This is a genomic window from Ciceribacter sichuanensis, from assembly GCF_024055605.1.
In the GTDB taxonomy this organism is placed as follows: domain Bacteria; phylum Pseudomonadota; class Alphaproteobacteria; order Rhizobiales; family Rhizobiaceae; genus Allorhizobium; species Allorhizobium sichuanense.
Genome location: NZ_JAMXLX010000006.1, coordinates 384,439 through 404,369 on the forward strand (window position 1 = coordinate 384,439; position 19,931 = coordinate 404,369).

A 19,931-nucleotide genomic window follows, 5' to 3' on the forward strand; every position below is an offset into this window, starting at 1 on the left:
TGTAGGGTGGGGGGCTTTGCGGCTGGAGCGGACGTTGGGTTGGGTGGATGACGCTTGTGGGGCCGGGAGTGGACTGTCCGATGTTGGGGCGCCGAATGGCAAGAGCGGACATCCAGGCATCTGACGATGTGGTCCCAGTTCGGCCCAAAGCAGACTTCAATCGGTGGCTGAACCGACAAAACTTGAAGATCGACGACTACCTCTCCACGCGCGGAGCAGCGTTTCCACGTTTTCCTCAACGCCGTCCTCCGATTGCAATTCAATCTCATACGTCTTGCCGATATGTATCGTCTCGAAATCCCGCTTGGCGCTGCCAAGCGGTCGGTCCCCACGCGCGGTTTCGCGTTCAATCAAGACGTCCAGCGGGCAATGTATCGCGACGAAGAAGACGTCATGACCTGCCAATAGATCAACAAGCTCTTCCAGCCACCCCTCTCTATCGAGAATATGTTCAAGAATGAGGTTGTTGCCTGCGTCCGCATAGGCTTTCAGTGAGCCGTGAAATCCGTCAAAAAAGGCGGATCGGCAGTCTGTCCATCGGAAATCGCCGCTCCTGAAACGCTCTGTCGGAAGCACGCCAGCGTCACGCAGGTGATCGATCGAGATGTGCCAGAACGGCTCTTCGATACGAGCCTGAAGTCTTCTGGCAATGGTGGACTTACCGCTACTCGACGCTCCGTGTAAGAAAATTATGCGAGCCATAGAGTTCTCCTAAGTTCGAGAGTGCCTGCGGCAATCATGTTGCGCGACAAGACCTGTAATTGCGCAATCCGGCTGACGTTGTATCCGGCCACACTGACTTTCGCACCGGACCGGTGGCGTCGCCGGAACCCGCATGATACGCATGCTCTGCCCCCGTTCGCGAAGCCGAAGGAGACAGCAGCGATGAAGTGCCTGCGCATCTATGCAACCCCGGATGGTGAATCGCACTTCGATGAAGTCGAACTGCCTACCACATCGCTTTCAGTGCATCCCGACGCCGTGCCGTTCGATGTTACGGCCAGCTATCCGGCATCCCGTGTCCGCCTCACTCACATCCCCGCAGGCATGCGCGAAGTTGCCTGGCACACGGTGCCGGAGCCCGTGCTGACGGTCAGGCTGGATGGCTCGGTCGACTACGAAACGAGCGACGGAGAGATCCGCCACGTTCAGGCGGGCAGCTTCGTGCTGGTGGAGGACACCCACGGCAAGGGCCACCTGTCGCGCCACTCCCCCGAGGCACAAACCGTCATCTGGATTTCGTTGCCGAACGGGCTTGAGATGGCGCAGTCGTAACCGCTACGTCTGCATCACGGCGGGGTTTGGCCCGAAGCGGACAGAAAGTCTCTGATAGCTGAGTTCAGTTGATACAAAGGAGGCACCGTTTATCGATGCCTCCCTCATTTGTGGCTATCGGATTGCCAGCCACCAGTCGCGCCTCACCGTAGTCGTGCAAGGTATTCCGGACGGTCGAACGGATTGGTACTCATACGGCGCCGAATTGGCGGCGTTCCCGCCAGCGGAGCACGATGATCGAAGACGGTTTCCATGACGCCTGCACCACTGGAAAGCCCCGGCACTTGCTGGCGGATGTTTTGTATCTTGGTTGAAGGAAACACTCCTTCCAGCCGAGCGACACCGCTATCGATCTCGGTTGCCCGCGCCGCGCCACCCGATTTCGACAAAAGCACATGCAGTGCCGGAAGCACGGCAAGCGGAACCTCGATCTGAAATCGCTCGAACGGTTCACAGACGACCGTGTCTGCAGCGACAAGAGCGCAAGCCAGAACAAGCGGCGTCAGGGATCGAAAATCGACTACCGTGCTCGAAGGCGAACTATGCTTCAGCGCGGTGACCGCCACATGGCAATCGATCACCTGCCAGCCGTAGAGACATGCCTTGAGCGTTTCCGACACCGCTGCCTCGACGGCACAGTAAAAGCTCGCCGGCATCTGCCCGACATCGGCTTCCAAAGCAAATGCATTGCCTGCCCCTTCGGATCTGGGCTCGATACGCAGGCCGACGGTGGCCAGGAATGGATTGGGCTGTCAATCGGCGTCGTAACGGGGGTCTGACTCATTCGCGATGATGTTTTGAGTTCAACTAGTTTGGTTTCCAGTGGAGAATCAGCGCCATGCGAACCCAATTTCGGCTTTCCGATCTGATCCCTGCTGAGTTAAACGTTGAAGCGGTGCATCATTGTGCCGACGCGATCGTCGTTGCCGCATATGGTATACGAGCGTTTTACCGAGGGTTTTGAGACCGCAGACATGGTCGCTGCCAGGGCTTTCCTCTCTGCGAGGGCCTGATTTGAGTGCGTTCGCAGTGCGCCGTTTGTGCGCGCTGTCACAAGAATTCACCACGATTCACTGGCCAGAAAACGCATCTGCCTGCCGTCTTCCGTACGTCGTCGGATAATCGCCGATACACCGCATAAGGGGTACGCAGATGAAGACCACCCCAATCACCGTGGACGCACTCGTCCCTCAGGAAGCCAACTCCGATTTCGTCCGCACCATCATGGCTTGCCCGACTCCCGCGGCAGGAGAGGTCCTCGTCCGTGTCAAGGCCAGTAGCGTCAACCCGCTCGATCTGAAGATCAGAAGCGGCCAGGCTCCACACGCGAGGCATCCCCTGCCCGCCATTCTTGGAATGGACGTCGCCGGGGTCGTGGAAGCGGTCGGTTCGGGGGTGACGGCATTCAAGCCTCAGGACGAAGTTTTCGGAATGACAGGTGGCGTGGGCGGTCTCCAAGGTTCTCTTGCGACCTTCGTCTCCGTCGATGCCGACCTGCTCGCGCCAAAGCCCAAGAACCTCACCATGCGTAAAGCCGCGGAGGCCTCTGACATGAACGCCAAGACCTCAATGCTGCAAATTCCGAGGCAATCCGCCCCCAATTCCGACAAATAGCCGCCCACTCGTTCCGAGATGATGCCGCCCCCTATGGAGGGATGTCGCCTGGGTTTTCTGCCTGTGTGAAGTTCCTTCCGTCGATGGTGACAAGGAAGGAACGAGATGCCTGCGGAGAGACTGGAGATGCGGCCTGTCCGCGAGATACCGAGATATCGGTCCGAGCAAGGACTGGGCGGACCCGAGCCCCTCTGCCGGAGTGTTCCCGCGCATGTCCGGTTCCGGGACACGGTCTTCGATGTATTCGAGGATCGCCAGCGACTGTCCGATGACTGTGCCATCGGCATCCCGAAGGATCGGCAGAGACCCCATGGGGTGAGGGTCTTGACCTCGGGCGGGGGCACGCCGACGAATTTGTCAGGCGCTTCGTATATCGTCACGGCCACATCTTTCGGCCGCTTCTCGGCCAGATAGATGTTCAGCCTTTGCGGATAGGGGCCGAGGGCGAAGTTGAAGAGCTCCATCGGCGATCACCCGGTCTCTTTTCCAGTTGCCTGCGTCATGGAACCGGAAGCGGTCATGACCCAGCCGCGAAACGAAAAGGCGGCATAAAACAGCGCCGGTTCCCGGAAACCCGCCTGCCGAAAGCATTCTTCTTCCTCATCGGGTGAGAGGAGCGGCAGCCGCTCTGCCATCGCCCTTCCAGATGCCGCGGCCTTTCGGGGATCCGGGTTTACGCCTCCGGCGAAAGCCGCAGACCGTGCCAGCCAGGTTTCCGCCTGCCCATCGACATTCGCGTGATGGGCCGCGACAAAGACACCGCCCGGCATCAGACGCCCATGGATTTCCCGAAGGGTTTGCAGCCGCTCGCCTTTGTCGAGGAAATGCAAGGTAAGAAGGCAGGCCGCTCCGTCGAAGGGACCGGAAGGAGCGTCGACGGCCGTACCGAGAATGAGATCTACCCGCTCGCCGCAAGCCGACGTCGTATCTCGGGCAATCTCCAACATGGCCGGGGACGGATCGACGCCGGTGAATCGCCAGGCCGGTCGTGCCCGCGCCATTTCCAGTATCTCCAACCCGCCGCCAGCGCCGACAACCAGCATATGCGCAGCATCGGTCGCCTGTTCCGCGAGAAGCAGCGTCGTCATTTTGTGCAGGTCTGCGAGACCGGGCACCTTGCCTGGCGTTTCACGAACGTAGGCGCTCACGGAGGCCCGGTCCAGGAAAGGGGTGAGATTGCCATTCATGATGCGCCCTCTTATGTATCAGATGAAGATGCATAACATGTTCTGGCGTCACGCATCAACAACTGTTACATGATTTCAGGATTTAACGAGAGAAGACCGCATCGGCGGAGGCAGGCGATGAATAAGGACACGAGGTTATCGGACGTACTGCATGTGCTCCTGCATCTGGCGCAGGTCGAGGCGCCGTTGACCTCGGAGGTTCTGGCGGTCAGCATGGGCACCAATCCGGCGGTGTTTCGCAGGACCATGGCCGGTTTGCGTAGAGCGGGCTACGTCACCTCCGGCAAAGGGCATGGCGGCGGCTGGCGATTGGCCCGGCCCCTCAAAGAGATCTCGCTGCTTGCCGTCTATGAAGCGCTCGACCGGCCCACGCTCTTTGCCATCGGTTCTCGTAGCAGGCACCCGGATTGCATGATCGAGAAGACCGTGAATGCGGCTCTCTCCGATACGATGTTGCGCGCCGAAAGCCTGCTCCTGGAGCGGTTTGGACAGGTCACTTTGGATCAACTGATGCCGCAGCACTCAAGGGCTTCGCCGGAAGATTGCGGAACCGAGACCCTGTGATCCGCACCCTTCCAACCGGACCGGATCGGTCAGAGTTTCCGGTGCATTGTCCGGCCGGAAGAAGCGGTCGCCAGGGCCGGTCAATGCAGCCCTCTGTTAGCTGAAGGGCAGTTCCAGGCGAACATGCAGCCCATGGGGCTGGCGGTCCAGAAGTTGCAGACGACCGCCATGGGCCTGAACGATTTCGGCCACGATCGGCAGGCCGAGCCCGAAGCCGTCATTCGGTCCGTTCCGGGCGGCATCGGCCTTGAAAAAGGGCTCCAGAACCCGCTCCTTGTCCTGGCCGGAAATGCCCGGACCATCGTCCGATATGCCGATCGCCACGCCGTCGCTTTCCTGCTGGAGCTCGACCGAAACCGAACGACCGAACTTCGTGGCGTTGTCGCAGAGATTGGTTATCGCCCGGGTCAGGGCCAGCGGTCGGCAATTGACCGTGAGCCGGTTCGGGCCCCGGTACTCGACATTGAAGCCGACATCGGCGAACTCATTGCAGACGGTCTGGACCAGGCTGGCTATGTCCGTCCGCTCGATGCTCTCCTGGCGGTGATTGTCGCGAAGGTAGTCGAGGCTTTCGGTGAGCAGGCCGTCGATGCGACCGATATCCGACAGCATTGCATCCCGGGAGGCGCCTTCCGGCAAGTTTTCCGCGCGCATCCTCAGCCGGGTCAGTGGTGTTCGCAGATCGTGGCTGATCCCCCTCAGCATCCGGGTCCGCGATTCCATCATCACGGATATGCGGTTGTGCATGCTGTTCAGCGCCTTCGCGACGACAACGATCTCCCTGCTGCCGCGCTCCTCGAAAATCGGAGCGTCGTTGCTGAGGTCCGCATTGCCAGCCGCATGCGCGATGCGCCGCAGCGGAAGCAGGATCGACCAGATGGCGAAGGAGGAGAAAAGGAACACCAGCGTGAGGATCGCCACGACATAATAGGTTCCCTGGCCGATGAAATCGGTAATCAGCAAGATGTCGTCGGTCGCAACGGTCGAAACAATCATCGACGTATCGTCGACCTGCATGGCAACCACGCGCCTGTCGCCGAGAAACGTACGCCAGCCTCCCAGCGGAACTGTCCAGTCATCCGGCGGGAAGAGCCATTCGACGATCCTGTCGGTGAGGCGCTCTCCTTCGGAGGCTCCGGCAAATTGCATGCTCAACAACAGCGGCTCGAGCGTCATGTCCCAGCCGGAATGCCGGGCGGCCTCGACAATGGTGTCCCGCTCGGTCGGTGTGGCGACCGCCAGAATATCCGCCACCGCGCGGAGCCGGTCGGCAAGTTGCTCGATGTCGGGCGTATGGTAGTCGTCGCGGAGCCAGCGCTCGACGATGGGAGCGGCCGTGACGACGATCAGAAGCGCCAGAACCACAATCACGGCAATCTGCGCGTGGATCGTCCTGAGGGTGAAGAGCAGGCGCATTTTCATGAAGGCTCCATCCGACTGTCCCCGAGCTGTCACGCGGTTCTCCGATCCGCGGAACTGCATCAGCCCTTTCTTTTCTGCAATTCCGGACGCAGAACCGCGACGCACCTTTGGTGGTACTGCTTTAGCACAGGCAGAGCATATCGGCTTTGTCGGAAATATTACGTTTCATGTCCACCCTCCCGCCCGCGGCCGTCACTCATGGCAAGAGCCGCGCAACAAACCGCAACATAATGACACCCCGCAGAAGCCGCTCCTGTGAAAACTGGTGGTGTCAAACCTCTCGCCTGTCGGCCACCCCAACCTCAGGCTGAATAACCCCAATTCTGGAGCAAACATGTTTCTCGTCCGACAGAACCACCTGCGCGTTTCGTCCTTCGCGCTCTCTACCGCCCTGGGCATAACGGGAATGGCAGCAGGCGCGTTTGCCGCAGATCCCTCCGAGCCAGAGCCGCCGCAGGACATGGCATTCGACAACGCCCGCATGACCAACGAACCTGTGAAGCCCGACTGGAGCCTTATTGTCGGCGGAGGAGGGATATACGAGCCGGAATACGAGGGCAGCGATGAGTTCAAGATCAGCCCCGTGCCCTTCGTGGTGTTCACCTATGGCGAATGGCTCGAAATCGACCCGAGCGGAGTGACCGTGACCCCCCTTCGCTACGGAGACTTCGCCCTCTCTGCCAATGTCGGCTATGAATCCGGCCGGGATGACAGCGATCATGCCGACCTGCGCGGCTTGGGCGATATCGACTTTGCCGCGACGCTCGGGGCGAAGGCGAGCTATGAATGGGGGCCGGTGGAATTCTATGCCGCCGTCGACCAGACGCTCGGCGGAAGCGAGAGCCTCATCGGCACGGTCGGCATCGGATATTCGGCACCGGTGACGGAACGGCTCATTCTGGAGGCGAATGCGGAAGCCATTCTTGCAAACGACAAACACATGGAAGCCTATTTTGGCGTGAACGCGGCCCAGTCCGCAGCGTCGGGCTTGCCCCAGTACAAGGCCGAAGCAGGCCTCAAGCGCGTCGAAGTTTCCGTCGCCGCGACCTATCTCTTGAGCGAGAACTGGCTGATCCGCGGTCAGGCGGGCCTCGGCATCCTGACCGGCAATGCCGCCGACAGCCCGATCGTCAAGGAGAAGCTCCAGCCATCCGCGCAACTTTTCCTCGGATACAAGTTCTGACGATCGGCCTGCCAGAACTGCGCTACGGCCGGGAGCCCCGCTCCCGGCCATTTTCGTTCATACCTCCTCGACCGCCGCCGTGAACGTGTAGCCTCCAAGCCGGACGGTCTGCAGCAGCGCCGGCTCGCGTGGGTCGACCTCGATCTTCTGGCGCAGACGGCTGATATGGACGTCGATGCTGCGCTCGATCGGTCCGGCAAGTCCGGCATGGGTGAGCGTCAGCAGTTCCTCGCGGGTGATGACCCGCCCCGGATTGCGGCAGAAGGCCAAAAGCAGATCGAACTCGGTGGTGGTGAGCGCGACACGGGCATTGCTTGGATCGTGCAGCTGGCGACGAAGCGGGTCTATCTGCCACCCGTCAAACCGCAGTTTGCGCTGACTGCCCGTCGAAACCAGGCCGTAGGAGGCGCGTCTCAGAAGGCTGCGCACACGGGCGACGACTTCCCTCGGACTGAACGGCTTGGTGACATAGTCATCGGCGCCGACTTCGAGACCGACGATCCTGTCGACCTCTTCGCCGAGCGCCGTCAGCAGAATGATCGGGGTGGTCTTTTCGGCGCGAATTCTCCGGCAGAGCGTCAGGCCATCCTCACCGGGCAGCATGACATCGAGAATAATCAGGTCGAAGCTATTGTTGCGCAGAAGCGATTGCATGACATGACCGTCCTCGGCGACCGTCGGTGTCATGCCGTTCTCCCGCATCGTCATGGCAAGAAGCTTGCCGATTTCGGGATCGTCCTCGACGATCAATATCTGTGCGTTTGCCGCTGATGGCTGCATGTCTGACTCCCTCGACTGTCATTACAGCATGCATTCCACGAAAGCGTCCATTGTTTCGGTTTGTTACGTTTTGTTGCGACGCATCCACGGAAGAAGGGGCCGGGCCACGCAGGCCCGCCCCCTTCCCGTTTGCATTGCCTGCAATCGGCTGCGCGCTTAGCGCCCTAGGCATCTGCCGGCTGGAGGAACGGCCTGACGCTTCGGGCAATGCGATCGCCAAGATTGGAGACAATGAGATGGAGCGAGGGAATGACGATCAGCGACAACAGCGTGGATACGAGCAGTCCGCCAATCACCGCGATTGCCATCGGAGAGCGGAATTCTCCTCCGTCTCCCATCCCGAGGGCGGAAGGCACCATGCCACCCGCCATGGCGAGCGTTGTCATGATAATCGGCCTCACTCTTTCACTGCAGGCTTCGACGATGGCCTCGAACCGAGGCAAGCCATGGGCCTCCCGCTCAATGGCGAAATCCAGCAGCATGATCGCATTCTTCGTGACGATGCCCATCAGCATCAGGATGCCGATGACAACCGGCAAGGACATGGCATTGCCGGTGAACAGAAGACCCGCCGCAACGCCGCCGATTGAAAGCGGGAGCGATGCAAGAATGGTCCAGGGTGCGAGCAGGCTGCCGAACAGCAGGATCAGGACGACCAGAACCAGCATGATCCCCGATCCCATGGCAACGGCGAAGCTCTCGAAAACGCTGCCCTCGGTGTCGGAATCGCCCGTTGCCTGGATGCGCACCCCGTCGGGAAGGTTCTTGACGCTTTCGAGCTGCAAGAGCCGCTCCATGCCTTGTCCTGACGTCGTGCCGGAGGCCATATCGGCACCGATCTCTGCGAGGCGGCTGCGATCCGAACGTTCGATTGCGGAAACCGTCTCGTCGAAACTGGCGTTCACGACCGCCGTCAGCGGTATGCGCGTTCCATCCGCACTCGCGACCGTCAGCAGTTCCAGCCTGCCGAGATCGTCGCGCGACTGCCGGTCGATGACGACGCGGATGGGGATCTGTCGGGCGCCGTCGAGCAGGCTTGGCAGACGGCTATCGCTGTCGCCGACGGTCGACACCCGAATGAGGTCGGCGATCTCGACGGGGGAGACACCGAGCATGGCCGCCTTGTCGGACTGCACCTTGAAGCGGAGCTCCGGCCGCATCGCGGCATTCTCCGCGGCCGGCCCGATGAACATGGGGTCCGTCCCCATTTCGGTGACGATCCTGTCGGCGGCAGCCTGCACCTTGGCGCCGTCGGTCCCGAGCACGGCGAACGACATGTCGCGCCCGCCGCGGCTGTTCAGGAAGCGCAACTTGATATCCGTCATGGAGGCGAGCCGGTTTTCCATGTCGGCCTCGATCTCGAAGGATGACCGCGAACGCTCCGACTTGTGCGTGAGATCGATCAGCACGGTGGCATAGCGAACGTCCTGCTGACCCGACATGCTGGAGCCCGCCTGGACAAATACGCCCTCGACCTCCTCGAAGCCGAAGATACGGCGGGACACGTCGTCGGAGACAGCACGGGTCTCCATGAGGGTCGCACCCGGCGGAAGCTCGATGGTCAAGGTCAGCTGGCCGGTATCCTCCTCCGGCAGGAAGGCCGTTGGAACCGACAGCAGCGCCACCATGGCAAGGGCAAAGGATGCAACCGCGGCTCCGACGGTCATCCATCGCCAGCGCAGACTGAACCGAAGCAGCCGCTCATATGTCGCGACAAAAAATCCCTTGGGCGCCTCGACCGGAGGACTTCCCGTCATGAAATACGCAGCCAGAATAGGGGTGATAAGCCGCGCCACCAGCAGGGAAAAGAAGACGGCAATGGCAACCGTCAGGCCGAATTCGCGGAAATACAGCCCGACGACGCCGCTCATCATTCCCACCGGCGCGAAGACGGCGATGATCGTGGCCGAAATCGCGATGACCGCCAGACCGATTTCGTCGGAAGCATCGAGAGCGGCCCGATAGGCGGATTTGCCCATGTTGCGGTGACGCACGACATTCTCGATTTCGACAATGGCGTCATCGACCAGAATACCTGTGACCAGGGTGATTGCCAGAAGACTGAGAATGTTGAGCGAGAAGCCAAGAAACTCCAGCGCGAAAAAGGTCGGAATGATGGACAGGGGAAGGGCCACCGCGGCAACGACCGTCGCGCGCCAATCCCTGAGAAACAGGAACACGACGACGATGGAAAGGATCGCGCCTTCGACAAGCGTGTGCATCGCCGAACTGTAGTTGCCGGCTGTATAGGCGACATTGTCGTTTACGAGGCGGAACCCGACATCGACATGGGCAGCCTGGAGGTCTGCGACGGCGGCCGCAACCGCGGCCGCAACGGAAACGTCGCTGGCCCCTTGAGTGCGGTAGACGGAGAAACCGACGACATCGCTGCCATCGAGCGTCGCGAAGGATCGAGCTTCCGCAATGCTGTCCTCCACCTGGCCGAGGTCTCCCAGGCGGACCGATGCGTCGGAGGAAAGGGCAATGCGCTGATCCGCAAGATCGGAGACGGTTCTGGCCGCAGCCATCGTCGTCAGCGCCTGCTCGCGGCCGCTGACGTCGCTGCGACCGCCCGAGGCGTCCACCTGGGACTGAAAAAGGGTGTCGTTGACCGTCTTCGCGGAAAGGGAGAGTGCGTGAAGCCTGTCGGCATCGAGCTCGATACGGATTTCGCGATCGGCGCCACCGACCCGGTCGATGCGTCCGACCCCGGCCAGACCCTGAAGATGCCGGGAGACCACATCGTCCACGAACCAGGAGAGTTCAGCGACGGTCATGTTCCGGCTGGCCACCGCGTAGGTCACCACAGACTGTCCCTCCTCCTCGACCCGTTCAATGATGGGTTCGTCGATGGTTGGCGGCAGATCGGCACGCACCCTGGCAAGTGCATCGCGCACATCGACCATCGCCCGGTCGGGCGTAACCTTGCCCACTTCGAACTCGACCGAGGTGACCGAGCGGCCCTGGTCGATCGTCGACTTGAGCTCCTTCAGCCCCGGCAGGGAAGCAACCGCATCCTCCACCAGCCGCGTAACCTCCGTTTCCAGTTCGGTCGGCGTTGCCCCTGACTGTTCAATGGTGACTTTGACAAGAGGCGTGACGATGGTCGGGAAATAGGTCACCGGCAGGCGCGAGAAACTGTAGAGGCCCACAACCGTCAGGATGACGAACAACAGGATGGAAGGCAGCGGTTTGCGGATTGCCCAGGCCGACAGATTGGCGTTCATCGACGAACTCCTTCCGCATCGGCCGGTACGACGACTTCCGACAGCTCGCGCGGCGCACCGCCCTCGACCGAGGCAAGCACGGGGATCACACGATCGCGATCCCTGAGGAAGCCGCCTGCCTTCAGCACGACCATCTCGCCATCGCCGAGACCGTCCAGGATTTCGACGAGATTGTCCCGCTGCACGCCCACCTTGACGTTGCGCACCGAGACAAGATCGTTCCTGACGACGTAGACGCTGCTTATCCCGCCGGCGCTTTTGACGGCCGTTCCCGGCAGCAGAACATTGGATCGCGTCCCGGTATCGACCTCGCCGCGGGCATAGGCGCCCGGGACCAGCCACTCATCGCTGTCGAGTTCGATCCTGACCGAACCGCTCCTCGTCTTCGGTTCCAGCCGCGCGGCGGTCAGTCTCACCGTGCCCGACACCGGCACATCGAGGCCGGGCACGGCAATCCGGGCTGCCATGCCTTCCTTCAGCCGAACGAAATTGCCATCCGTCACCTCCGCCACAAACTCGATCGCGCCGTCGCGCGCTATGGTAAAAAGAGGGTCGTCTGAACTGGACGGTACGGCGCCGAGGCGGGCGCGGCGATCGAGTACGACGCCGGCGCTCGGTGCCCGGAGGGTACAGCGCTCCAGCGTCAACTCGATCTCGCGTCGCTCGCTCGCTATGATCCGCTCATCCGCTTCGGCCAGAGCAAGCGACTGGCGGGCCAGAGCGAGTTCGGCGACCGCGCGATCATAGGCGTTCTGGTGCTCCTCAAGCGTCTGATCCGAGACGGCTCCCTTGGGCTGAAGGGAGCGGCTTCGCTCAAGCTTCTTCCAGGCCTCCCGCTCGCTCACCAGAGTGATATCGACCTTGCTTCTTTCCGCGGCGATGGCCACCTTGGCGCGCTGCATGCTGACGGCATTCTTGTCCAGCGCCAACAGGGTATCGGCGGCATCGAGAAGCGCCAAAGGCTTGCCGGCCTCCACCCGCTCACCGACCTCGACCAGAATCTGTTTGATCTCCCGGCCCTCCAGAGAGGAATGGACCTGGATTTCCTCGCGCGCGGCGAGCGTACCGACCACAGCGATCTGCTCTGTCACCGGCGCCTCGCGGGCGACGACCACCGTCACCGGCATTTGCTCTACCGCCCCTGCCGACGCTGCATTCGTACCGGCGACAGCAAAGCAGGCAACCGCGGCGCCGATGGTTCGCCAGGCAACAAGCCGACCCGGCCACGTTTTCCCATGCATGAAACGACCTCTTCGTTGGCCTGCGGAAAAATCACGAGCCGCAGACGATCTCAAACCCGACCCTAAAGATCAGGCCGGGGAATGGCGTTTCATCCTGTTGCTATTTGTTGCGGGCACTTCCCGGGAAAAAATACCGGGACATCGGCTTCTGCATGAAGGCGTTCGTGCAGAAGGATGCCGGTGGAAACCGATTTCATCAGCCGCGACGACGATCATTCGATAAGGGCGGGCCGGGTCACTTTGACGTCATCATCCTCTGGCTAGCTGCCCACTTCGAGGCAATGAGGATCCGACGTGCAAACCCGACTGTGCCTGACCTGTGACGACACCGCTGCCGGATATCTGAAGGCAGTCCATGCGACCTCCTCGCCCCGGCCGGAGATCGTTCCCTTGCCTGCCCGGCTGATCCGCGCGCCGATCGCCTCGGCGCAACCGAAGCACGGCCTTCCTCCGGGAGGCGGGAAGACTTCGCTTCCTCCCGCCGTCGAGCCCGACATCGCGGGCGTCTTCTCTCGATTGGGTGAGGTCGAGCGCTGCGAGCTCTACATCGATCCGGACCCCAACAGTCAGCTTCTGATGACGCTGCTGCTCACCCGGGCGCTTGTCGACGGCATCGACCACCGCAGGCTTTTTCTCGTGCATGCGCCTGCTCGATGGGGCCAGGTGGACGCCAGCACCCCGCCTGAGCGAGTGGCATCGCCGACGCAGGTGGAGGAACGGCATCTGAGCGCGGCGGCGTCTTTTTGGTCAGCCTATTGCGCCCCGACGCCGGAGGCCTGGCTTGGCCTGCGGCACCAGGATATGGCTCTTTTCCCGTTTCTGGTAAACGCAAGGGACGCACTGCTGGACGACCTGCCTCGACGGGATACGGGGCTTGGAGCATGCGAACGGCTGGCGCTTGAGACCATCGGCATCGAGGGCGCCAAGGTGAACGAGTTGTTCGGCGCGTTTTACCGGGAGCCGGCAAGGCTCATCGACCGGCCGCAGATCGTCTCCCTGCTCGGCTCGCTGGCGTCCGGCGCGGCTCCGCTCATTGATGGGTTGGAAGGGCGCCTCGGCGCTGACGACGTCCTCGAGGACGCCGATGCGTGGGACAGGTTTCGAGAGAGCCGCGTGCGGTTGACGGATGTCGGCCATAAAATCCTCGCCGGCGAACTGGATTTCGTCGAAACGCACGGCATCGACCGCTGGTGGGGCGGAACACGCCTGACGGGACGCCAATGCTGGCGATGGGATCACCGGACACGATCGCTCGCGCATCCAGCGGAAGACTAGACGGCGGACGCGCCTTCGCCGGGTTGGCGTCTCGCAGCGGAGGGGAGGCTGTTTTCCGCGGCGGTGGCAGCGAGCTGCATCATGTGGGCCGGCAGTGCCAGCCCACATGAACCATCGTCACCAGGCGACGGGACCGTCCGGCGCCACAAACCGGCCGGAGACGGCGTCGGCGCCGAGCAATGCGTACTCGACAGGCAGGCGTGCGCCTTCCTCGGGCGTCATGAAGCCATTGCCGCCCGTCAGATCCGTCTTCACGTAGCCCGGTGCGACCGAGTTGACGACGATGGGGGTGTTCTTCAGCTCTGCCGCCAGTTGCACCGTCAGCATGTTGAGCGCCGCCTTGGAGGCGTTGTAGCCCATCAGCCGCGCCTCGTAATAGGGAGACGTGGGATCGCCATTGACGGCCAACGATCCAAGGGTCGTGGACAGGTTGACGATGCGTCCGGCCTTCGATCGGCGCAGCAGCGGCAGCATGGCCTGCGTCACGGCCAGCGTGCCGAGGAAGTTCGTCTCCATCAGCCTTCGCGCCGCAGCAACCGTTGCGACGGTCGGCGGGCCGTCTTCGGCGTCGACGATGCCGGCATTGTTCACGAGGATGTCGAGCCGGCCATGTCTTGAGGAAATCGCGGCGGCGGCGGCTGTGATCGTCGCCTCATTGTTGAGATCGACCTCGATCGCTTCCACCGCCAGTCCCGCCTGGGCCAGCTCGCCGGCGGCAGCCTGTCCGCGTTGCAGGTCGCGGGCACCCATCAGCACGGTCACACCGGCCTTTGCGAGTTGCCGCGCGATTTCAAGCCCGATGCCTTTGTTGGCACCTGTCACAAGCGCAATTCTATTCGTATCAGTCATCGCATGTCCTTCGGATATTGGCGAAACACGCCGCTCAATATATGAAGGATCATTCGTTTTCGGGATTCGCATATGGATGTATCGCCGCCTCGCCATCTGAAGGCCCGCAAAAAGCCGCGTCAGACGCGCGCAATGTCGACGGTCGACACCATTTTCGAGGCGACCATTCAGGTTTTGATCGGCGAGGGAACGCACCGGCTGACCACCACGCGCGTGGCCGAGCGCGCCGGTGTTTCGGTCGGCACCATGTATCAGTATTTTCCGCACAAGCAGGCTCTGCTCTACGCGCTCAACGAGCGTTATCTCGACCGACTGGCGGAGCGTGTGGAAAAGGCCTGCCTCGCACAACACGGCAAGTCGACGAAGGAGATGATAGAGGCGCTCGTCACCACCTACTGGGAGGCAAAGACCGAGCGAAGCGACGTGACCCGCGCGCTCTACAGCTCGGCGGTCGAACTGGACAACGAGGCGCTGATCGAGGCTTTCGCCCGGCGCATGGACGAGGCAACCATAGCCATGCTGCAAAGCGCTCCGAACGCGAATTATTCCGATATCGACCTCGTGAACGTGACGCTGCTGTCTGTCATTTTCGGAACCGTCAGGAACGTGTTCGAACGCAACCTCCCCGCGCCGGAGCAGATCGCAATCCGCAAACAGCTCATCGTCATGTGCCTTGCCTATCTCGATATGTCCGGCGGGTAGTCGAGTGCGCTTGCAAGACGCCGGGACGCATCCTAACAGAAATCAACATTCGGCTCGATCTGAGGTGTCGCAGCATTCGCTGCGGAGCCGTCAAGGCTGAGGAGGCACTGATGCTTCGCGACATGAGCGATACTTTGGCGTTTATCGAGGTGGTCCAGCGAGGAAGTTTTACGGCTGCGGCAGACAGCCTGAGGACGTCCAAGGCGCGCCTGAGCAAGAAGGTTCAGGACCTGGAGCAAAGGCTGGGGGTGAAGCTCCTCCATCGGACGACGCGCAATATCCGTCTGAAGGAGGCGGGCTCCATCTATTTCGAGCGTTGCCAGGAACTCGCCCGCCTTATCGGCGACGGCGAGAGCGCCGTCGAACAAGTGCACGGCAAGCCCTCCGGATGGTTGAGAGTGACCGCACCCCACTGGTTGGTCACCAAGGCTATCGCCCCGCTGCTGGTCGGCTTTCGTGAAGCCTATCCCGAGGTCAGGCTCCAGCTGCTGCTCGACCACGAAATAAAAAACATCGTGCACGAGGACATAGACGTGGCATGCCGCCTCTGGAATGGTCAGATGCCGGATTCCAATCTTGCTGCTCGTCGTCTGGCCGATCTTCAGACAGGTCTTTACGCTTCCGGGCAGTATCTCGAACGGCATGGAGTTCCAGAACACCCATCGCAGTTGAAAGACCATGATTGCCTTGTGACCCAATTGTTTTATGGCCGCCCCTACCACTCATGGCCGCTTGCGACAGAGGGCGAGGTTGTCGATTATCCGATCAATCCGGCGATCGTTGCGACAGATCCGGAAGCATTGTTCGAATTCCTGGTCAGGGGACAGGGGATCCAGCTTACCAATCCTTACCTGGTTCAAGCGGCGGTCGCGTCCGGCGAGGTCGTGCGCATTCTCCCCGAATGGTCCGGGCCCAGCGCCACGTTGTACGCCGTGAGAGCCGGCGGCCGTGTCCAGCCCCTCAAGGTGAGGGCGTTTATCGACTATCTGGCGGAGCACCTCGAGGAGGCATTGCAGGCGCAATGAGACGCATCTTGCCGTCATCCTTCATTGTAGCCAGATTCTTGACAGCGCGATCCGACTTGGCGACCTAATCACACGGGCCGCTCCAGCCTACTTTCCTTCCGCAAGCGCCGCATCGTTCATTATTGAACTTTTTCGCGGCGGAAATCGATGAAGGAATTGTCATGGACAACATTACAAGACGAAACGTCCTCAAGGCGGCTTCTGCCCTGGCGACCGTCGCCGCCGTTACGGGCGCGCCCTCCCTCACCCTCGCGGCTGCTCCGAAACAGGGCTTTCAGGCGCCCGGCTTCTACAGGATGGCGCTCGGCGATCTCGAGATTACGGCACTGCTGGACGGCACTCTGCCCCTTCCGCTTCCCGAGATGTACCGTGACGTCACCGCTCAGGATGCCGCCGAACTGCTGCGCGCGGCTTTCCGCGACATCCCGACCGATACCTCTGTCAACGCCTTCCTGGTCAACGACGGAAAGCGTCTCGTGATGATCGACGCCGGAACCGGGGCCTATCTGGGCAAGGAGGTCGGACATCTGGCGTCCAATCTCGAAGCGTCGGGTTACAGCGCCGCGCAGATCGACCATATCATCCTGACCCATGTCCATACCGATCATTCCGGCGGCCTGGTCCGCGATGGAAAAGTGGTCTTCGAAAACGCAACCGTGCATGTTCCCAAGCGGGAACTGGATTTCTGGTTGAAGACGCCGGCGGATGCGCGACCTGCGGGCCTGAACCAGCAATTGTTCAAGGAGGCGGAAGAGTGTTTGCGCCCATACCTGCAGCGCGGCAAGGTCGAAAGCTTCAAGGACGATCAGGAGGTCATCGCGGGTTTCCGTTCGATCCTGCGCCCCGGACATACCCCCGGCCATAGCTCCATCGTGGTCGAGAGTGGCGGCAAGAAGCTGGTGTTCTGGGGGGATATCACCCACGGCGACATCGTTCAGTTCAAGCAGCCGGAGGTGACGATCGAGTTCGATGTCGACCGCCCCAGCGCGGTAAAGTCCCGCAAGCAGGCTTTCGCCGAAGCGATAGCGGAAGGATATCTTGTCGCCGGCGCCCACATCGCGTTTCCCGGCATCGGCAACGTCCTGCAGGATGGTCAGAAATTTGACTGGATACCGGTGAACTATTCCGATGGAGAAGCCGGGGTAATCAAGTAAACCTCGGCAAGGCCCCGGTTTCGCCCGACACGATCGGCGGCCACCGTGAAAATTCCAGCGTGAAAATTCCGCCGCGAAACTCCGACGCTTATGAGGGAGTGTCGCGGCGAACCCGTTCGAAGGTTTCGGGAGGTCACGAAACCGCCATCGACAAACAGTTCCTCCCCGCCGACGAAACTGCTTTCGTCCGATGCGAGAAACAGAACCGCCTTGGCGATCTCCTCGGTCTCGGCGAGCCTGCCGAACGGAATGGTCTGCTGCATCCATTCCTCGGCACCGGCATTGCTGCGAAGATAGGTCTGCTTTGCCGACGTCTGGACCATGCCGGGTGAAACGACGTTCATTCGCGCCCTACGCAAGGGCCAAGCCGCGATCTTCAACTTAACCGGCGATATTCGCGGAGAGGCCCACATCGTAGAACGCGCTTTCGGCATTGGGCGGGCGCGCTCACCGAGGTTGTGGCAATACTCGCGCAGAATCTCGACGCCAAAACCGCGTAACCAAGCCGTAGGAAAACCTCTTCACAGCCAAGCGAAGTGTTTGCAACAGAGCCCTTGGAACCATCACAACGACGAGCGAGGATCCCTCATCAGCCTGCCAGCCACGGCCAACTGATGCGTTCCAGCTGATGCGTTCCAGGCGGAGCGCGGGAAGCATGGCGACTGCCGAACCTACATCATTTCAGGCGTCGGAATCTCCGCTAGCATTTCCCGGATGCCGCCTAACCGTCATTCGGGATAGATCAACACTTCGACCGCCGCCTCCGAGAGAAGAACCTCGGATCGGTCGAAGCTCTTGTCGAGCACGCCGTCATTGACGGGTTTCGCCGGCACGCAGACCATCCGCAAGCCGCTCTGGATGATCGCACGCGCGCAATCAGCACAGGGGAAACGGTTGACGTAGATCGTGCAGCCATCGACCGACACACCCATGCGCGCCGCGTTGTAGATCGCGTTGCGCTCGGCATGCTCGAACCAGAAGAACTTCTCCCCGCTCTTACGGTCGAAACGGACTTCTTCGTTCTCTTTCACGCCGCGCGGCAACCCGTTATAGCCCATCGTCCGCACTTCATGCGCGGGGCCGACGACCACCGCGCCGACACGGAAATCGCGATCCTCCGACCAGGCGGCGATATGGTTGCAAAGCCCCATGAAGCGGTCATGCCATCTGGCTTCTTTTTCGTTCTCGCCCATCTTCGTTCTTCCGTCAGGCAGCAAGTGTACCGAGGCGACCGGAAAGCGCGGACCGTTGCGGCGGGTCAAGGGAAACGAAAGGCGGCATGACCCGCTCCCACCCGGAATCACCTGTGCGCTGGCCGACCAGGTATTTCACGGAAGCAACCAGTGCCGGTCCGACAATGGCGCTGCGAATAGCGGCGATTTCATCGAGATCGGCCTGCTTCGGGTTCTGTCGTTGGCGCCAGACCTTCGCCGACTGGGCGGATGTCTGGTTGGTGGTGGCAGAGATGCACCCGGCGAAACCGGATCGAGCGGCCTCGCCCAGAGAAACCTCGGAGCTTGGAAAGACGGAAAAACCTTCGAAGCCGGCCGCCAGCGCTCGGCAATAATCGAGATCTCCTGAGGAATCCTTGATGCCCGCGAAACGTTCCGGTGCGAGGTCACGCAGACGCGCGATGACATCGGCTGAAAGGGTGATGCCGGTCATCTGCGGATAATTGTAGAAATAGATGGCAATCGGAGAACCGGCAAGCTGCTGGTGTACGGCCATGTACCAGGCGACAAGGCCATCGTCCGGCAGGGGCTTATAGTAGTAGGGTGGCAAGACGAGCGCCACGGGATAGCCGAGAGCGGCGGCATGGCGCGTGAGATCGACGGTCTCGGAAAGCGACGGTGTGCCCGTTCCGACCATCAGCCGCTCGCGCGGCAAGCCTTCAGCTGCCCAGGTCATGACGCGCTTGCGGGTTTCTGTATCGAAGAGGTTCGCCTCTCCGGTTGAACCCAGGATATTGAGCCCGTCGCAGCCGTTGTCGAGTAACCACAGACAATGATCGATAAACGGTTCGCGAACCGGTTCCAGCCGGTTGGACAGCGGCGTCGGAACAGCGGCGATTACACCCTGCATGGCGGTACCTCCCAATTTCAGTTTCTTGTCGTCCATGCCGCGACCGCCGGATGGTCGCGGATCGGTGGTGCCTTGCGACTCCATCCGCCGGGGCTCGCGAGCGAGCCATCTTCCAGCGAAAATGCCTCGCGGTTGACAGCCACGAACAGACTGTCATCGCTCTTCACCTCGTCTTCGAAGCGGATCGCGTCGACGGGGCAGACGCTTTCGCATACCCCGCATTCGATACACTCGTCGGGGTGGATGTAGAACATGCGCCCACCCTCATAAATGCAATCGACCGGGCAGACCGTCGTACAGGCACCGTCTTTCACGTCGATACATTCGCTCTTGATGACCAGCGCCATGCCG

General features: G+C 61.3%; 19 protein-coding genes and 3 pseudogenes. 9 read left to right on the forward strand and 13 right to left on the reverse strand.

Going from position 1 to position 19,931, the window contains the following annotated elements; all coding sequences use genetic code 11:
- Positions 1-156: 156 nt before the first annotated feature.
- On the reverse strand, positions 157-702 hold the full coding sequence (locus NBH21_RS19135; protein ID WP_250912904.1) for a chloramphenicol phosphotransferase CPT family protein: 546 nt from the start codon (positions 700-702) through the stop codon (positions 157-159).
- Positions 703-885: 183 nt separating this feature from the next.
- Here NBH21_RS19135 and NBH21_RS19140 point away from each other — a divergent pair, with 183 nt between their 5' ends.
- The gene (locus NBH21_RS19140; RefSeq protein ID WP_250912903.1) at positions 886-1,275 is read left to right on the forward strand and encodes a cupin domain-containing protein; all 390 of its coding nucleotides are present in this window, start codon (positions 886-888) and stop codon (positions 1,273-1,275) included.
- Positions 1,276-1,418: 143 nt separating this feature from the next.
- Here the strand turns inward: NBH21_RS19140 and NBH21_RS19145 are convergent.
- Positions 1,419-2,027: pseudogene (locus NBH21_RS19145) on the reverse strand (GTP-binding protein); the annotation flags it as partial.
- A 400-nt stretch (positions 2,028-2,427) separates the two neighbouring features.
- Between NBH21_RS19145 and NBH21_RS19150 the strand changes: the two are divergent.
- Positions 2,428-2,814, forward strand: a pseudogene (locus NBH21_RS19150) (alcohol dehydrogenase catalytic domain-containing protein); the annotation flags it as partial.
- Between the two features lie 27 nt (positions 2,815-2,841).
- On the opposite strand, the gene NBH21_RS26280 reads toward NBH21_RS19150, so the two are convergent.
- Positions 2,842-3,201 carry a hypothetical protein gene (locus tag NBH21_RS26280; RefSeq protein WP_425340446.1) on the reverse strand — a complete coding sequence of 120 codons (360 nt, stop codon included), beginning with the start codon at positions 3,199-3,201 and terminating at the stop codon, positions 2,842-2,844.
- A gap of 158 nt (positions 3,202-3,359) precedes the next feature.
- Positions 3,360-4,076 (reverse strand): class I SAM-dependent methyltransferase, encoded by a 717-nt coding sequence (locus tag NBH21_RS19155; RefSeq protein ID WP_250912902.1) that lies wholly within the window; start codon positions 4,074-4,076, stop codon positions 3,360-3,362.
- Between the two features lie 117 nt (positions 4,077-4,193).
- Between NBH21_RS19155 and NBH21_RS19160 the strand changes: the two genes are divergently transcribed.
- A complete protein-coding gene (locus NBH21_RS19160) occupies positions 4,194-4,640 on the forward strand; it encodes an Rrf2 family transcriptional regulator (protein WP_250912901.1) in 447 nt (148 codons plus the stop codon).
- Positions 4,641-4,736: 96 nt separating this feature from the next.
- Here NBH21_RS19160 and NBH21_RS19165 read toward each other — a convergent pair whose 3' ends face one another.
- Complete coding sequence (locus tag NBH21_RS19165; RefSeq protein WP_250912900.1) at positions 4,737-6,095, reverse strand: ATP-binding protein; 1,359 nt, start codon at positions 6,093-6,095, stop codon at positions 4,737-4,739.
- A 301-nt stretch (positions 6,096-6,396) separates the two neighbouring features.
- Between NBH21_RS19165 and NBH21_RS19170 the strand changes: the two genes are divergently transcribed.
- Positions 6,397-7,245: a MipA/OmpV family protein gene (locus NBH21_RS19170; protein WP_250912899.1), complete on the forward strand. Its 849-nt coding sequence runs from the start codon at positions 6,397-6,399 to the stop codon at positions 7,243-7,245.
- 57 nt (positions 7,246-7,302) lie between these two features.
- Here the strand turns inward: NBH21_RS19170 and NBH21_RS19175 are convergent, their stop codons facing one another.
- The 3 genes from NBH21_RS19175 to NBH21_RS19185 form a co-directional block, all read right to left on the reverse strand.
- Entirely contained in the window at positions 7,303-8,025 is a 723-nt protein-coding gene (locus tag NBH21_RS19175; protein WP_250912898.1) for a response regulator transcription factor, read from the reverse strand.
- 164 nt (positions 8,026-8,189) lie between these two features.
- The gene (locus NBH21_RS19180) at positions 8,190-11,252 is read right to left on the reverse strand and encodes an efflux RND transporter permease subunit (RefSeq protein WP_250912897.1); all 3,063 of its coding nucleotides are present in this window, start codon (positions 11,250-11,252) and stop codon (positions 8,190-8,192) included.
- Positions 11,249-12,493: an efflux RND transporter periplasmic adaptor subunit gene (locus tag NBH21_RS19185; RefSeq protein WP_250912896.1), complete on the reverse strand. Its 1,245-nt coding sequence runs from the start codon at positions 12,491-12,493 to the stop codon at positions 11,249-11,251. Before NBH21_RS19185 ends, NBH21_RS19180 begins: the two co-directional genes overlap by 4 nt.
- Before the next feature lie 294 nt (positions 12,494-12,787).
- Here NBH21_RS19185 and NBH21_RS19190 point away from each other — a divergent pair, with 294 nt between their 5' ends.
- On the forward strand, positions 12,788-13,768 hold the full coding sequence (locus NBH21_RS19190) for a hypothetical protein (protein ID WP_250912895.1): 981 nt from the start codon (positions 12,788-12,790) through the stop codon (positions 13,766-13,768).
- Between the two features lie 117 nt (positions 13,769-13,885).
- Here the strand turns inward: NBH21_RS19190 and NBH21_RS19195 are convergent, their stop codons facing one another.
- Positions 13,886-14,617, reverse strand: a complete 732-nt coding sequence (locus NBH21_RS19195) for an SDR family oxidoreductase (RefSeq protein ID WP_250912894.1) — start codon at positions 14,615-14,617, stop codon at positions 13,886-13,888.
- Positions 14,618-14,689: 72 nt separating this feature from the next.
- Between NBH21_RS19195 and NBH21_RS19200 the strand changes: the two genes are divergently transcribed.
- From NBH21_RS19200 to NBH21_RS19210, 3 genes are all read left to right on the forward strand, one after another.
- Positions 14,690-15,319 (forward strand): TetR/AcrR family transcriptional regulator, encoded by a 630-nt coding sequence (locus tag NBH21_RS19200; protein ID WP_250912893.1) that lies wholly within the window; start codon positions 14,690-14,692, stop codon positions 15,317-15,319.
- Between the two features lie 110 nt (positions 15,320-15,429).
- Complete coding sequence (locus NBH21_RS19205) at positions 15,430-16,344, forward strand: LysR family transcriptional regulator (RefSeq protein ID WP_250912892.1); 915 nt, start codon at positions 15,430-15,432, stop codon at positions 16,342-16,344.
- A gap of 161 nt (positions 16,345-16,505) precedes the next feature.
- Entirely contained in the window at positions 16,506-17,498 is a 993-nt protein-coding gene (locus NBH21_RS19210) for an MBL fold metallo-hydrolase (RefSeq protein ID WP_250912891.1), read from the forward strand.
- On the opposite strand, the gene NBH21_RS19215 is transcribed toward NBH21_RS19210, so the two are convergent.
- Positions 17,465-17,842, reverse strand: a complete 378-nt coding sequence (locus tag NBH21_RS19215) for an SDR family oxidoreductase (protein WP_425340448.1) — start codon at positions 17,840-17,842, stop codon at positions 17,465-17,467. The genes NBH21_RS19210 and NBH21_RS19215 overlap by 34 nt on opposite strands.
- On the opposite strand from NBH21_RS19215, the pseudogene NBH21_RS26285 reads away from it, so the two are divergent.
- Positions 17,841-17,936, forward strand: a pseudogene (locus NBH21_RS26285) (IS6 family transposase); the annotation flags it as partial. The gene NBH21_RS19215 and the pseudogene NBH21_RS26285 overlap by 2 nt on opposite strands.
- Before the next feature lie 290 nt (positions 17,937-18,226).
- On the opposite strand, the gene NBH21_RS19225 reads toward NBH21_RS26285, so the two are convergent.
- From NBH21_RS19225 to NBH21_RS19235, 3 genes are read right to left on the reverse strand one after another with little or no spacing between them, the layout of a single operon-like run.
- Complete coding sequence (locus tag NBH21_RS19225) at positions 18,227-18,691, reverse strand: deoxycytidylate deaminase (protein WP_250912890.1); 465 nt, start codon at positions 18,689-18,691, stop codon at positions 18,227-18,229.
- A 13-nt stretch (positions 18,692-18,704) separates the two neighbouring features.
- A complete protein-coding gene (locus tag NBH21_RS19230; protein ID WP_250912889.1) occupies positions 18,705-19,580 on the reverse strand; it encodes a dihydrodipicolinate synthase family protein in 876 nt (291 codons plus the stop codon).
- A 17-nt stretch (positions 19,581-19,597) separates the two neighbouring features.
- Positions 19,598-19,927, reverse strand: a complete 330-nt coding sequence (locus tag NBH21_RS19235) for a 4Fe-4S dicluster domain-containing protein (protein WP_250912888.1) — start codon at positions 19,925-19,927, stop codon at positions 19,598-19,600.
- Between the last annotated feature and the right edge of the window lie 4 nt (positions 19,928-19,931).